The organism is Mycolicibacterium sarraceniae (genome assembly GCF_010731875.1).
In the GTDB taxonomy this organism is placed as follows: Bacteria; Actinomycetota; Actinomycetes; order Mycobacteriales; family Mycobacteriaceae; genus Mycobacterium; species Mycobacterium sarraceniae.
The window spans coordinates 1,520,565-1,535,075 of record NZ_AP022595.1 but is presented as its reverse complement, the minus strand read 5'-3'; the positions used below and the strand labels follow the sequence as shown (position 1 = coordinate 1,535,075).

Here is a 14,511-nt window from a genome sequence, read left to right as displayed (position 1 = left end):
CACCAGAAATTACGGTGCGTCACTGTCGATATTGGACACCTTCAGCTGCTTCACGTCAAGTCACTAGAAATCGCGGTATCGTTCGTGTCATGACAGACGTCTGGACAATGAGCGAGGCCGCCGGGACGTCTGCGCGCTCAATACGTCAGGCAGCTGGCGCCACGCTGGCCGAGGTCGCCAAGGCAGCCAAAGCGGTCGGACTTCCGTGGTCGAGTGGTCGAGTTGGGGATTTCGAGTCGGGCCGTATTGCCCCGTCCCTACCCACTCTGCTTGCGGTCGCCGGAGCGCTATCGGAAATTGCCCAGGAGAGACACATCGGCCTAGCTGACCTCTTCGCTGTTGACGGTCTTGTGCGTATCAACGACAGGCTCGTATTGGATGCCGCCCGGCTGCGCAATCTCCTAGAGGGTCAGGCGTTCGACGTCGTGATCAGTGATCTGGATGGCGAAGTGCAGGAAGCCTTTTGGAGCAAGGTTGGAGAATCAATGTCGGCGATGAAAGAAGCTGCCGAGGAGATACCTCCGCACCTGCGACGGCCGGGGCCCACCAATGGCGTTATTCGTGACTTCGCCGAGGGTGACGAACGCATGGCGCGATCACTGGGAGTGGGCAAGATGACGGCGGCATCGGCGATGACACGCGCGTGGGGAAAGACCTTTGTCCAGCGAAGGGACGAATTGTCCGGCCCGGGCGCAAACGCTCAGAAGAAGGGCATAGTCTCCCGCCAGCTGAAGACGGAACTCCGGGCGGTTATCGATGGCGACGATTGAGAAGTACCAAATAGCCTCTGGGGCAACGCGTTATCGGGTTCGATATCGGACTCCCGATCGTAGTCAGACCACGAAGCGCGGCTTCGCGACTAAGCGCGATGCGGAGGCTTGGGCCAACAACTGGAGGTCGACAAGCGGCGCGGGGCGTATGTCGCGCCGGCCGCGGGCCGGGTGCAACTGGGGGAGTACGCCCGGAAGTGGCTCGGGTCCAAGCACAAGCTGAAGCCGTCGACTCGGGCGCGGTATCAGGTCGTGCTGGACACCTTCATCACTGAGCGCGCCGCGGTGGCGATCGGCGATGTGACTCGGCAGCTGGTCAGGGAATGGGTCGTGGACCTGGGCCGTACGCACGCGCCAGCGTCGGTGCACAAGACCATCGGGGTGCTGCGCCAGGTGCTTGCGATGGCGGTGGCGGAGAACCGGTTGGTCGTGAATCCTGTCGACGGGGTGGAGTTGCCTTCGGTGGAGTCGGTGGAGCAGCGGTTCCTCACCTTGGAGCAGCTGCACGCCCTGGCAGCAGCAGCCGGCTATCACCGGCCTCTGGTGTACGTGCTGGGGACGTGCGGGCTGCGATTCGGTGACGTGGCCGAACTGCGCTGGCGAGATGTTCATCTCGATGAGAAGACCATCAGGATCTCGCGGTCGGTGACACTCGTCGACGGTCAGTTCGTCATCGGCACGCCGAAGAACGGGAAGGGCCGCACGGTGAGCCTCCCGGAGTTCGACGCCGACCTCCTGGCGCCGGGGGAGCCCGGCGCGCTGGTCTTCCCCGATAGCCAAGGCGGTCACATGCGGGGGACGAATGTGCGGCGTCGGTGGTGGTCGGATGCCGTCACGGCCGCCGAGCTGTTCCCCCGGACGGTGCGGGATGAAGAAGGCCGTGACACGGCGATCTACGACTTCAAGCTCCATGAGTTGCGGCACACCGCGGCGTCGTTGGCGATCCAGGCCGGGGCAAACATCAAGAGCCTGCAGAACATGCTCGGCCACGAGTCGGCGGCGCTGACGCTCGACCGCTACGGCCACCTGTACGGCTCGGACGTTGAGGCGGTCGGGGTGGCCATCAATGCGCTTTTAACTCGAAAGTGTGGTCAGAATGTGGTCACGGAAGCGGTACCATCGGCACCGGCCGTCGCGTAGATAGTGCTTGACCTGCGCGAATTGTTGTGGAGCCTAGGAGATTCGAACTCCTGACATCTGCCTTGCAAAGGCAGCGCTCTACCAACTGAGCTAAGGCCCCTCAGTCTCGGTCGCCGAGGGTGTGCCAGACTTCGCCGCGACGGCTCCGAATGACCGCGGCGCCCGCGACCAACACCGCTACCAGCAGTGCAATCCGCACGGGCGCCCTTCCTGTCGACCAGGACATCGTGGGCCTAGGAGGACTCGAACCTCCGACCTCTTCGTTATCAGCGAAGCGCTCTAACCGCCTGAGCTATAGGCCCGTATACACATACGGACGAGCGACGAGATTACCCCACCACGGGCACCACGCCCAAACCGGTGAATGCGGCGCTAGTCGCGATCGGCCAGTGTGACCTCGATACCGCCGACGATGTCGGTGCTGAGGTTGTAGATGAACGCCCCGACGGTCGCCATCGCCGTCAGCAGCACGATGTTCACCAGCCCGATCAGTGCCGCGCCGCCGAAGATCGTCCCGCTGGACACCAGCTCGCCGCCACCACCACTGGTGGCCGTCAGCAGATCGCCGACGTTGCTGTTGAGCTTGCTCCACACGCCCATACCGCCGAGCACGAGATAAAGGAGCGCCACCGCGATCATCCACACGAAGAACAAGGCCACCGACAGCAGCAGCGACACCTTCAGCGCGCTCCACGGATCGATGTGGCGGATCTGCATGCTAGCCCGCACCGGACTGCGAGACCGGTTGGCCGCCAACGCAACCCGCGGGGCCGCACCATTCGGCCGGAACGGCTGATCCGAGGCCGGCTTGTTCTGCGGAGGGGTCGGCTTGGGCGGGGTCGGCCCCGACAGATCCGGCAACTCGCTGCCGGAGCCCTCCGAGCGTGCGGCCTCGGGGCGCGGCTGCTGCGGCGGGGCCGGCGGTCCGCCCGCACCGGCCCGGTCGGGTGCAGCCGAGCCGGTGATGAACCGATTCACCCGGGCCTCGATACTCGACGGCGGCCCCTGCGGGGGACCCTGCGGCGGGGCGGGCGGCCGGGGCTGCTGAGCCTCGCCTGCCGGTCGCTGTGGCGCACCGCCCTGTCGGGCCCGCGTCGCACCGCGCTGCCAGGGCGGAACCTCGCCGGATCCACCGTTAGCACCCGGTCCGGGTTGGCCCGGCTCGTTCGGTGCGCTCACCGCTACTCCTTACCTGTCCCGCCGCACTTACGTTTCATCGGATTCGGCCGTTTTACCGGATTCGGCGTCACGCTCGGCCACATCGTCCGTGCTCTCGTCCTGCTCCTCCGCATTGCGGGCGATGGCTAACAGTGTGTCGCCCTCGCCCAGGTTCATCAAGCGAACGCCCTTTGTCTGGCGCCCGGCCTTGCGGACCTGACGAGCAGCGGTGCGGATGACGCCGCCGCCCGAGGTGATGGCATACAGCTCACTGTCTTCATCGACCACCAACGCGCCCACCAGACTGCCACGCCTGCGGTCGTATTGAATGGTCAGGATGCCTTTACCGCCGCGTCCCTGAACGGTGTACTCGTCGATGGCCGTCCGCTTGGCGTAACCACCCGCGGTGGCGACCAGCAGGTACGTGCCTTCGATCACGACATTCAGCGACAGCAGCCGGTCGTCATCGTTGAATCGCATGCCCTGAACACCCGAGGTCGCCCGGCCCATCGGGCGCAGCGCCTCGTCGGTGGCAGAGAACCGGATGGACTGCCCGTTGGCGCTCACCAGCAACAGGTCGTCCTGCGCGGAGCACAGCACCGCACCGACCAGTTCGTCGCCGTCGCGCAGGTTGATCGCGACGATCCCGCCGGAGCGGTTGGAGTCGAAGTCGGTGAGCTTGGTCTTCTTCACCAGGCCGTTGCGGGTGGCCAGCACCAGATAGGGCGCGTCCTCATAGCTCTTGATCTGGATGACCTGAGCAATGCGCTCTTCGGGCTGGAACGCCAGCAGGTTGGCCACGTGCTGGCCGCGCGCGGTGCGCGAGGCTTCCGGCAGCTCGTAGGCCTTGGCCCGATACACCCGGCCTTGCGTGGTGAAGAACAGGATCCAGTCGTGCGTCGATGACACGAAAAAGTGCCGCACGATGTCGTCCTGTTTGAGCCCCGCGCCCTGCACACCCTTGCCGCCGCGCTTCTGGCTGCGGTATAGGTCGGTCTTGGTCCGCTTGGCGTAACCGGTCTCGGTGATGGTGACGACGACGTCCTCGCGGGCGATCAGGTCTTCATCGGAGACGTCGCCGTCGGAGGCGATGATCCGGGTGCGCCGGTCGTCGCCGTACTTGTCGGCGATCTCGGCGAGTTCGTCGCGGACGATCGCGCGCTGACGTTCCGGCTTGGCCAGGATGTCTTCCAGGTCGGCGATCTCGGCCTCGATCTTGGCGAGGTCGTCGACGATGCGCTGACGCTCCAGGGCAGCCAGCCGGCGCAGCTGCATATCGAGGATGGCCTGCGCCTGGATCTCGTCGACGTCGAGCAGCTCCATCAAGCCGACCCGGGCGACATCGGCGCTCTCCGAGGCCCGGATCAAGGCGATGACCTCATCGAGGGCGTCGAGAGCCTTGACCAGACCGCGCAGAATGTGGGCCCGCTCGTTGGCTTTGCGCAACCGGTAGCGGGTGCGCCGGATGATCACGTCGAGTTGATGCTCGACGTAGTAGCGGATCATCTGGTCCAGGCGCAGCGTGCGGGGCACGCCGTCAACGATCGACAGCATGTTGGCGCCGAAGCTGGTCTGCAGCTGGGTGTGCTTGTAGAGGTTGTTCAGCACCACCTTGGCCACGGCGTCGCGCTTGATCTCGACGACAATGCGCAGGCCTACCCGGTCACTGGACTGGTCTTCGATATTGGAGATACCGCCGAGCTTGCCGTCACGGACCTGCTCGGCGATGGAGGTGATGAAGTTGTCGTGGTTGACCTGATACGGCAACTCGGTGATGACGATCGACGTGCGGCCGCGCGCATCCTCTTCGATCTCCACGACGCCGCGCATCCGGATCGAGCCCCGGCCCGTCGTGTACGCGTCGTTGATGCCTGACGACCCGACGATCAGACCGTGGGTGGGAAAGTCCGGGCCCTTGACCCGCTCCCGGCAGGCCTCCAGCGTCGCCTCTTCGTCGGCTTCATGGTTATCGAGGCACCAGTAGACGGCTTCGGCCAACTCGCGCAGGTTGTGCGGCGGGATATTGGTGGCCATACCGACGGCGATACCGCCCGACCCGTTGGCCAGCAGGTTGGGGAACCGGCTGGGCAGAACCGTCGGCTCTTGCACACGGCCGTCATAGTTCGGGATGAAATCGACTGTCTCCTCATCGATTTCACGCAGCATCTCCATGGCCAACGGGGTCAGGCGCGCTTCGGTGTACCGCATGGCGGCCGCGGGGTCATTGCCCGGTGAACCGAAGTTGCCCTGTCCGTCGACCAGCGGATAGCGCAGTGACCACGGCTGCGCCATACGCACAAGGGTGTCGTAGATCGACGAATCACCGTGTGGGTGATAGTTACCCATCGTCTCGGCCACCGAGCGTGCGGATTTCGCATGACCACGGTCGGGGCGGAATCCGGAGTCGTACATCGCGTAGAGCACGCGGCGGTGCACCGGCTTGAGGCCGTCCCGCACCTCGGGCAGCGCGCGCCCGACGATGACGCTCATCGCGTAGTCGATGTAGCTGCGCTGCATCTCCTGCTGGATGTCGACCGGCTCGATGCGGTCGCCGGCTTCGTCGCTCGGGGGCAACGTGGTATCAGTCATGTGATTCCTCTTTTGTCCCTATGCGGGGCTAAACATCCAGGAAGCGGACGTCTTTGGCGTTACGCGTGATGAAACTGCGGCGGGCTTCGACGTCTTCGCCCATCAGGATGGAGAACAGCTCGTCAGCCGCGGCGGCGTCGTCCAGCGTCACCTGGCGCAGCACCCGAACCGACGGATCCATGGTGGTTTCCCACAGCTCTTTGGCGTCCATCTCACCCAGACCCTTGTAGCGCTGGATACCGTCATCGACGTTGATCCGTTTGCCTGCCGCCTTGCCCGCCTCGAGCAGACCGTCACGCTCTCGGTCGGAATAGGCGAACTCCGGCTCACTGCGCTGCCACTTCAGCTTGTACAGCGGCGGCTGCGCGAGGAAGATGTGGCCATTTTCTACCAGCGGCTTCATAAACCGGAACAAGAGCGTCAGCAGCAGCGTCGAAATGTGTTGTCCGTCAACGTCGGCGTCGGCCATCAGCACGATCTTGTGATAGCGCAGCTTGGCGAGGTCGAACTCGTCGTGGATGCCGGTGCCCAGCGCGGTGATGATCGCCTGGACTTCGGTGTTCTTCAGCACCCGGTCGATACGGGCCTTCTCGACGTTGATGATCTTGCCGCGCAGCGGCAGGATCGCCTGGAACATCGAGTCGCGGCCACTCTTTGCCGAGCCGCCGGCCGAATCACCCTCCACCACATACAGTTCCGACTTGCTCGGGTCGGTCGAACGGCAATCCGCGAGCTTGCCGGGCAGGCCGCCGATGTCGGTGGCGCTCTTGCGCCGCACCAGTTCTCGCGCCTTGCGGGCCGCGATGCGTGCCTGGGCCGAGGAGACCGCCTTGTTCACGACGGTCTTGGCCTCGGTGGGGTTGGCTTCGAACCAGTGGGTCAGCTGTTCGTTGCAGATTTTCTGCACAAACGACTTCACCTCGGTGTTGCCGAGTTTGGTCTTGGTCTGCCCTTCGAACTGCGGCTGCTGCACCTTCACCGAGATCACCGCGGCCAGGCCCTCGCGGATATCGTCGCCGGTGAGGTTGGCGTCCTTTTCCTTGAGCAGCTTCTTGTCCTTGGCGTACTTGTTGACCACCGTGGTCAGCGCCGCACGGAACCCCTCTTCGTGAGTACCGCCCTCGTGGGTGTTGATCGTGTTCGCGAAGGTGTGCACCGACTCCGAGTAGCCGGCATTCCACTGCATCGCGATCTCGACCTCGTGGCCCTCACCTTTGCCGTCGAAGTCGATGACGCTGGGCTGGATCGAATTCTTGGTGCGGTTGATGTGCTTGACGAAATCAACCAGACCGCCGGGGTAGTGGAACACCCGATGCTTGACCTTGTGCTGACCGGATGCGGCTTCCGCGGCTTTCTCTTCGGCAGACTTCGGCGCTGCGGCCGTGTCACTGACAACCTCGTCGACAACCTGTTCGGGGGTGACGCGTTCGTCGGTCAGATCGATCGTGAGGCCCTTGTTGAGGAAGGCCATTTCCTGCAGGCGCCGCGCGATCGTCTCGAAGTCGTAGGTCGTTGTCTCGAAGATATTAGGATCTGCCCAGAACCGGACGGTGGTACCGGTCTTACGGGTCTTCTCACCCTGACGCAGGGTCCCCGGCACCGAATGGTCGTAGGTCTGGAACCACTCGTAGCCATCCGTGCGGACGTCGGCCTCCAGGCGACTTGACAGCGCGTTCACCACCGAAACGCCCACGCCGTGCAGACCGCCCGAGACCTGATAGGCGCCCTCTTCGAACTTGCCGCCGGCATGCAGGACCGTCATGACGACGTCGATAGTGGGAATTCCGGTGGCGTGCATAGCAACCGGGATACCGCGGCCGTCATCGGTGACCTCGACTCCGCCGTCCTCGAGAATGCGCACCGTAACCGTCGTGGCGAAGCCGGCCATGGCCTCGTCGACCGAGTTGTCGACGACTTCCCACACCAGATGATGGAGCCCTCGTTCACCGGTGGATCCGATATACATACCCGGACGCTTCCGGACCGCCTCCAAGCCTTCGAGGACCTTGATTGAGTCGGCACCGTACTGTTCTTTGGCAGCCACTAGCGGAACGCTCTCCTTGGGATTCGCAAGCGCTCGATTCACAACCGCGCGCAGGTCTTGAATAAGTCTACCGGTTAGCGCTCTCCGGACTGATCCTGTGGCGGCGTTTCTACACACCTAGTTGCGCCGTGCACCGAATTTCTCGGATCGGCATACGTCTCGACGCCTGAACCGCTACGCAGCGCGCGTGTCGTGGCTGTCAGCCGACTGTGGTAGGAAACCTCAGCCGTACGTGTCTCGGGGACCCCGCCCGGAGATGTGCAACTTGCCCTTACGCCACGACGGAGCCACCGGTCCGGTGATCTTCAGCGCCGTCACCACCCCATCCCCGACCGCGGCGGCAATCTTGGCCAGTAGCTGGGCCTGCACCATCCGCAACTGGGTAGCCCACGCCGTCGACTCGGCCACCACACTCAACACGCCATCGCGCAGTGCTGTCGGCTCGGCGTGCTCGGCAATCTGCTCACCCACCACTGTCGGCCACTGCGCGAACACCGTGCCCTCAGCCACCTTGGGGGTCCAGCCCCGCGACTTCGCCAGCTCATTGGCGACTGTCCCGAAGGCCTGCGGATCGCGGCCATCCGGCCCCGGTCCCGACCAGCGGCGGCGGCCATCCCGCTCGGCGTTGCGCCGGGCGCCGGGGGAGCGACGCCCTCGGCCGACTTCCTTGCCCTGACTGCGCGCGGCCCCGCGGGCCTCCTCGAGCGTGCGGCGGACCAGATCCATCCCGGCCAATCCGGCCAGATGTTCTGGCGGACCCGTCACTTCCTCGGCGTCATCGTCGGGTTCAATCATGACGCCACCTCCGACATCCGGCCGCCATCATCATCGCGCAAGGAAATACCGATCCGGGTGGCATCCCAGTCCGTCGGGATGTCCTCGCCGACGGCCGCGGTGATCAGCACCTGTTCGGCTTCGGCTGCAACGCCTGCCAACGCCTGACGGCGGGCATTGTCCAATTCGGCGAACACATCGTCGAGAATCAGCACCGGCTCACTGCCCTCGGCACACAGCAGCTCATAGGAGGCCAGGCGCAAAGCCAGTGCCATAGACCAGGATTCGCCGTGACTGGCGAAACCCTTGGCCGGCTCATCGCCCAGGCGCAATTCGAGGTCGTCGCGGTGCGGCCCGACCAGGCATACCCCCCGCTCCAGTTCAGCGCCACGGCGCGCGGCGAGTCCGGCCAGAAGCGCGGCCTCGAGATACTCGACATCGTGGCCCGCGTCATCCAGTTCGACGCTGCTGCGGTAGGCAATCGCAGCGGGCCGCGACGCCGGTGCCAACAACTGGTATGCCTTCTGCACTTCCGGAGCCAACAGATTTGTCAGCTCCATCCGGGCTGCCATCAGCTCCGCGCCATGCGCGGCGAGGTGACCATCCCACACGTCGAGCGTTTCGAGCACGCCGACGTCACCCTGAAAGCGCCTTCCCGCAGCTGATTTCAGTAGCGCGGTGCGTTGTTTGAGTACTTTCTCGTAATCCGCCCGGATCGCGGCGACGCGCGGTCGCCGCACTGAAGCCAGCTCGTCGAGATACCGCCGACGCTCCCCAGGATCGCCGCGCACCAGCGCAAGATCCTCGGGGGCAAACAACACCGCGCGCACCGCCCCGACGATTTCACGAGTACTGCGGACCGGGGACCGGTTCAGCCGTGCCTTGTTGGCCCGGCCCGCGGCTATCTCGATATCAACCGCAAGCTCACGCCCCTCATTGACGACAATTGTCGACACCACCGCACGCTCGGCGCCTGCCCTGATCAGCGGGGCATCGGTGGCCACTCGATGGGATCCAAGAGTCGCGCAATACCACAGTGCCTCAACAAGATTCGTCTTCCCGAAGCCGTTCTGGCCGACGAAGACCGTCCGGCCCGGCGCTAATTCGAGCTCGACGTGTTGCCACGATCGAAAGTCGCGTAGCGCCAGGTGCCGGACGTACATCGTGCCTCGTTATCCGGACTCAGAGACTCGCTTGACCGCGTGTCCACCGAACTGATTGCGCAGCGCCGAGACTGCCTTCATCGTCGGCGAATCTTCTTGCCGAGAAGCAAACCTCGCGAACAGCGACGCAGCGATGACCGGCATCGGCACCCGGTGACGGATCGCCTCTTCGACGGTCCAGCGACCTTCACCAGAATCCTCGGTGTACCCCGAAATCGCTTCGAACGACGGATCTTCGGCGAGTGCCTTGGCCAATAGCTGTTGCAGCCACGACCGCACGACCGTCCCGTTCGTCCAAGCCTGGATGACAGCCTGGGTGTCCTTGATCAGCGGTTCGGCAGCAAGCAATTCGTAGCCTTCGGAATAGGCCATCATCAGCCCGTATTCGATGCCGTTGTGCACCATCTTGGCGTAGTGACCCGCACCCACCGGACCGGCATGAACGAAACCGTCGGCGAGTTCACCCGGCGGGCGCAGGGTCTCGAAGATCGGCATGACGCGGGCAACATCGTCATCGCTGCCGCCGACCATCAGGCCATAACCCTCCGCGAGGCCCCAGATTCCACCGGACACGCCGGCATCGACGAACGAAATCCCTTTTACGCCAAGCAGTTCCGCGTGCTTGCTGTCTTCGGTGTACTTCGAGTTACCACCGTCGACAACCAGGTCACCGGGGCTGAGAACCTCGGACAGTTCGGTAATCGTGTCATCGGTGATGTGCCCGGAGGGCACCATCACCCAGACGACACGCGGCGCGGTCAGCGCTTCAGCCAACCCAGCCAAGCTGGGGACATCCGTAACTTCTGGTCTCGGGTCGTACCCGATCACTTCATGTCCGCCCTCGCGCAAGCGTTGGCGCATGTTGAAGCCCATTTTTCCAAGACCGATCAAACCCAACTGCATATGTGCCTCTCTAGGTCAGGGTCCGGGTTAACCGGGTAGCCGGACCGGCATCAACAGATATACGTAATCGGTCTGAACGGCAGGGAACGGCCCGGTGCCTTCTACCTGTTCATCACCATTCGCCGGCCGCAGCACCGCGGGCCGGCTGGGGGTGGTGAACCCGAATGTCACTCGGTCGGAGTGCAGCGAGCTGAGACCATCCGTCAGGTACGTAGGGTTGAACGCGATCGTCAGCGGCTCGCCGGCGAAATCGACTGGCAGGTCTTCTTCGGCACGACCGACATCGTCGACGCCAGCGGACAGATGCAGCAACCCGTCACTGAATTCCATCCGGACCTGCGCACCGCGGTCGGCAACCAGGGCGACACGTTTGATCGCTTCGGTCAGCTCGCCGACACCGATAGTCGCGATGGCGGTGTGCTCAGCGGGCAGCAGCTGCCGGAATTTCGGGAACTCCGCGTCAAGCAGGCGGGTGGTGCTGCGCTTACCGCCGCTGCGAATGCCGAGAAGGCCTTCTTTACCGACCGCAGCACCCGCGCCGAGCGCCAGATTCACCTCGGAACCAGACGTACCGGCTTTCGCCGCCTCGGCCAACGTCTTCGCCGGGACCAGAACCGCGGCTTCCAGACTCGGCGATGCCGTCGCCCAGGTCAGCTCGCGCACGGCCAGCCGGAACCGATCGGTAGCCGCCAAAACAACTGTCTCACCGGAAATCTCCACCCGGATGCCGGTCAGCATCGGCAGCGTGTCGTCGCGGCCGGCCGCCACCGCCACCTGACCGATCGCTTCGCCGAACAGATCCGCCGAGATCACACCGGTTTCCTCCGGCAGCTCGGGCAGCGCCGGATAGTCCTCGACCGCCATGGTCGGCAGCGAGAATCGCGCGCTCCCGCACGTCAACGACACCCGGGTGCCCTCCACACTGACATCGACGGGCTTGGCGGGCAGCGACCGGGTGATATCGGACAACAACCGACCGGACACCAAAACGCTTCCCGGAGAGGCGATTTCGGCAGCGACACGGACTTCGGCCGAAACCTCGTAGTCGAAGCCGGAAATGGACAAACCCTCATCGGTGCCGGTCAGCAATACCCCGGCCAGCACCGGAACGGTCGGGCGACTCGGAAGATTACGGGCAACCCAGGCCACCGCATCGGCGAAGTCTTCCCGCACTAGGCGGAACTTCAAGTCGGAGCCAACCGTCGTTGTTGCCACGTGCACTCAGTCCCTTCATCACCCAATAACCCCCGACCAGCGTCCACCCCTGCCGAAGCGGCGGCGAGCATGATCTGTGAGCGACAGCCGCAGAACGGCAGTCAGAAGAACAACCGTAGAGCGTCGGGAGCCATCTTGAAAGCTAGTCGATCGGGGTGACACGAGCACCGCGGGAGCTGTCCGGACGAGCTGTGAACGGGCTTGTCCCCAAACCTGTCTTTAAAGAGGAAAGTGGAAGAGAGATAACTGCAGTAGTAATAGGGCCTGTGCGACCTGTGGACCGGACGGTCCGTTGCCTGCTCGACGGCGGTTCGGGTGTGTGCATCAGTTGTGCATGACTGTTGGCGAATCGCAGGGTGGGTGTGGACAGCCGGGCGTTGTTCTTTGTCATTCCGGTACTTCGACGAAGATCCACGGGGTTCTCCACAGTGGTGTGCACAGGCTGGGAGTGTGACCACTGGTACGACAGTGGTCAAAGTTTTTTCGCGGAGATGACAGAAAAAGTGGGATCTCAGCGCTTGGAGCGCTGACGAATCCGCGTGGTGAGTTCCTTGACGTGATCGAACACCTCACGGCGATGGGCCATTTCGCCGCGAATCTTCTTCTCCGCGTACATAACCGTGGTGTGGTCGCGACCGAACGCCTGGCCGATCTTGGGCAGCGACAGATCGGTGAGTTCTCGGCAGAGATACATCGCGATCTGGCGGGACTGAGCCAGTGCCCTGGTCTTGCCCGGGCCCCGTAATTCCTCGAGCGTGGTGTCGAAGTACTCGGCGGTGGCGGCCATGATGGCTGCGGTGCTGATCTGCATGGTGCCGGCATCGGCGATGAGATCGCGCAACACGATCTCGGCGAGAGACTTGTCGATCGGGGTCTTGTTCAGCGACGCGAACGCGGTAACCCGGATCAGGGCACCCTCGAGCTCGCGGATATTGCGTTCGATGCTGCTGGCGATGAGTTCCAGGACATCATCGGGCACATCGAGGCGGTCCATCTGCGCCTTCTTACGAAGGATTGCGATGCGCGTTTCCAACTCGGGCGGCTGAACGTCGGTGATCAGTCCCCACTCGAACCTGGTGCGCAACCGGTCCTCGAGGGTGGCCAGCTGTTTGGGCGGGCGGTCGGAGGAGATGACGATCTGCTTGTTGGCGTTATGCAACGTGTTGAAGGTATGGAAGAACTCTTCCTGGATACCTTCCTTGCCTTCGATGAATTGGATGTCGTCGACGAGCAGCACGTCGATATCGCGATAGCTGCGTTTGAATGCGACCTTGCGGTCGTCGCGCAGGGAGTTGATGAAGTCGTTGGTGAACTCTTCGGTTGAAACGTATTTCACCCGCATCCCGGGAAACAGCCGCTGAGCATAGTTACCGGCCGCGTGCAGCAGATGGGTCTTGCCCAGACCGGACTCACCCCAGATGAACAAGGGGTTGTAGGCGCGAGCTGGCGCTTCGGCAATCGCCAGGGCGGCGGCGTGTGCGAACCGGTTGGAGGCGCCGATGACGAAAGTGTCGAAGGTGTAGCGCCGGTTGAGGCTGATGCTGGGTGTCTCGGCTGACGGATTGCTGCGGGGACGTTCGATGAAATAGCTGGGCCAGGTTTCGTGGGCGCTGGCCAGCGCTTCGCGATCCTCATCGACCTCATCGAGTTCGAGGTCGACCGCAGGTACCTCCGGTGCGGCGCTTTCTTCGGGCTCTTCGAGATCGGGCGGGGCGATCCGGACGCCGAGTTCGACGCGCTGTCCCAGCCGGCGGCTCAAGGCGTCGACGATCTGAGTCCGCAGATGGCGTTCGATCTCGTTTTGAACGAAACTGCTCGGAACTGACAGCAGCGCGAAGCCTTCGGCGATGGTGAGCGGCTGGACCAGCTTGAGCCAGGCCCGTTGTTGCGGAGTCAGCGGAGTATTGCCGCCAGTGCCATCACTGAGGCGTGTGTCCGCGGCTCCTTCGCCGTTCAGCTCGGCGACAACCGAGCTCCACACGGTGGCGAACGCAGAACCGGGATCCTCGCTCAACGACAGATCCCCCTGGTCAGATCGGTAGTAGTCCACATAGTCGATAAATAAAAGAAGACGACGACAAATCTGTCCACATAGTTATCCACAGGTGTGGACAGGACAGTCGTCCTCGTCTCGCAGCATATCGGCGCAAGCACTCGGGCTGGCAATTTATCCGAGCAATCGGTGTCGTCTGGACGTCCGCCGGTCGTGCCCCCGTTAGTTCATCGGCATGCCGCCCCGTACTGAAGCGGCTTTGGCAGAAGCTAACAGTTTTCGGGGCGAGTGCCAACCGTTCTGCAACATTCGGAACACGCTGCTATCACGACGCGCGGGGCGGCCGTGACGGCTGTGACGACGGTGGCCTGGTCAGCCTGCTGACCGCCAGGATCGACGCGCTGAATGACGGCCCGACACTGCGGTTTGACCAGGGGAAGTGGGGTCAGTACCCTCAAACAGTCGCCCACACGTTGGCGATACGGCTGCGACCGGGTTTCGGGACCGCGCCGATCACGGGCAAGACCAGAACTTATAACGAGTGGTCGCGTTCGTTCGGGTACACACACAGGTGTGTAGATCGGGCAGCGACCGCCATACGACGAGGAGATATAGCCGTGGCCAAGGGCAAGCGGACCTTCCAGCCGAACAACCGGCGCCGGGCGCGGGTTCATGGCTTCCGTCTGCGTATGCGCACCCGTGCCGGGCGCGCCATCGTGACGGGCCGGCGCCGCAAGGGGCGCCGTTCCCTGACTGCCTGAT

Annotated in this window: 12 protein-coding genes and 2 tRNA genes; 4 read left to right on the top strand and 10 right to left on the bottom strand. The window is 63.7% G+C overall.

Annotated features, from left to right (window positions below; genetic code table 11):
- Window positions 1-89: 89 nt before the first annotated feature.
- From G6N13_RS07830 to G6N13_RS07820, 3 genes are read left to right on the top strand one after another with little or no spacing between them, the layout of a single operon-like run.
- Window positions 90-770, top strand: a complete 681-nt coding sequence (locus tag G6N13_RS07830; protein ID WP_163695988.1) for a hypothetical protein — start codon at window positions 90-92, stop codon at window positions 768-770.
- Window positions 757-993, top strand: a complete 237-nt coding sequence (locus G6N13_RS26120; protein ID WP_163695986.1) for an Arm DNA-binding domain-containing protein — start codon at window positions 757-759, stop codon at window positions 991-993. The genes G6N13_RS07830 and G6N13_RS26120 overlap by 14 nt, the downstream gene beginning before the upstream one ends.
- Entirely contained in the window at window positions 879-1,910 is a 1,032-nt protein-coding gene (locus G6N13_RS07820; RefSeq protein ID WP_235677963.1) for a tyrosine-type recombinase/integrase, read from the top strand. Before G6N13_RS26120 ends, G6N13_RS07820 begins: the two co-directional genes overlap by 115 nt.
- A gap of 27 nt (window positions 1,911-1,937) precedes the next feature.
- Here the strand turns inward: G6N13_RS07820 and G6N13_RS07815 are convergent.
- From G6N13_RS07815 to dnaA, 10 genes are all read right to left on the bottom strand, one after another.
- Window positions 1,938-2,010: transfer RNA gene (locus G6N13_RS07815), tRNA-Ala, on the bottom strand.
- Window positions 2,011-2,138: 128 nt separating this feature from the next.
- A tRNA-Ile gene (locus G6N13_RS07810) sits at window positions 2,139-2,212 on the bottom strand.
- Between the two features lie 70 nt (window positions 2,213-2,282).
- Window positions 2,283-3,089, bottom strand: a complete 807-nt coding sequence (locus G6N13_RS07805) for a DUF3566 domain-containing protein (RefSeq protein ID WP_163695982.1) — start codon at window positions 3,087-3,089, stop codon at window positions 2,283-2,285.
- 27 nt (window positions 3,090-3,116) lie between these two features.
- Window positions 3,117-5,657, bottom strand: coding sequence for a DNA gyrase subunit A (gene gyrA, locus G6N13_RS07800; RefSeq protein WP_163695981.1), 2,541 nt, complete (start codon window positions 5,655-5,657; stop codon window positions 3,117-3,119).
- A gap of 28 nt (window positions 5,658-5,685) precedes the next feature.
- Entirely contained in the window at window positions 5,686-7,701 is a 2,016-nt protein-coding gene (gene gyrB / locus G6N13_RS07795) for a DNA topoisomerase (ATP-hydrolyzing) subunit B (protein ID WP_163701858.1), read from the bottom strand.
- Between the two features lie 222 nt (window positions 7,702-7,923).
- Window positions 7,924-8,496 carry a DUF721 family protein gene (locus G6N13_RS07790; protein WP_163695979.1) on the bottom strand — a complete coding sequence of 191 codons (573 nt, stop codon included), beginning with the start codon at window positions 8,494-8,496 and terminating at the stop codon, window positions 7,924-7,926.
- The gene (gene recF, locus G6N13_RS07785) at window positions 8,493-9,638 is read right to left on the bottom strand and encodes a DNA replication/repair protein RecF (protein ID WP_163695977.1); all 1,146 of its coding nucleotides are present in this window, start codon (window positions 9,636-9,638) and stop codon (window positions 8,493-8,495) included. The genes G6N13_RS07790 and recF overlap by 4 nt, the downstream gene beginning before the upstream one ends.
- Before the next feature lie 9 nt (window positions 9,639-9,647).
- Window positions 9,648-10,541 carry a phosphogluconate dehydrogenase (NAD(+)-dependent, decarboxylating) gene (gene gnd / locus G6N13_RS07780; protein WP_163695975.1) on the bottom strand — a complete coding sequence of 298 codons (894 nt, stop codon included), beginning with the start codon at window positions 10,539-10,541 and terminating at the stop codon, window positions 9,648-9,650.
- 27 nt (window positions 10,542-10,568) lie between these two features.
- A complete protein-coding gene (gene dnaN / locus G6N13_RS07775) occupies window positions 10,569-11,756 on the bottom strand; it encodes a DNA polymerase III subunit beta (RefSeq protein WP_179965103.1) in 1,188 nt (395 codons plus the stop codon).
- A 511-nt stretch (window positions 11,757-12,267) separates the two neighbouring features.
- Window positions 12,268-13,770 (bottom strand): chromosomal replication initiator protein DnaA, encoded by a 1,503-nt coding sequence (dnaA, locus tag G6N13_RS07770; RefSeq protein WP_163695971.1) that lies wholly within the window; start codon window positions 13,768-13,770, stop codon window positions 12,268-12,270.
- Between the two features lie 596 nt (window positions 13,771-14,366).
- Here dnaA and rpmH point away from each other — a divergent pair.
- Entirely contained in the window at window positions 14,367-14,510 is a 144-nt protein-coding gene (rpmH, locus tag G6N13_RS07765) for a 50S ribosomal protein L34 (RefSeq protein ID WP_005142265.1), read from the top strand.
- Window position 14,511 lies beyond the last annotated feature (1 nt).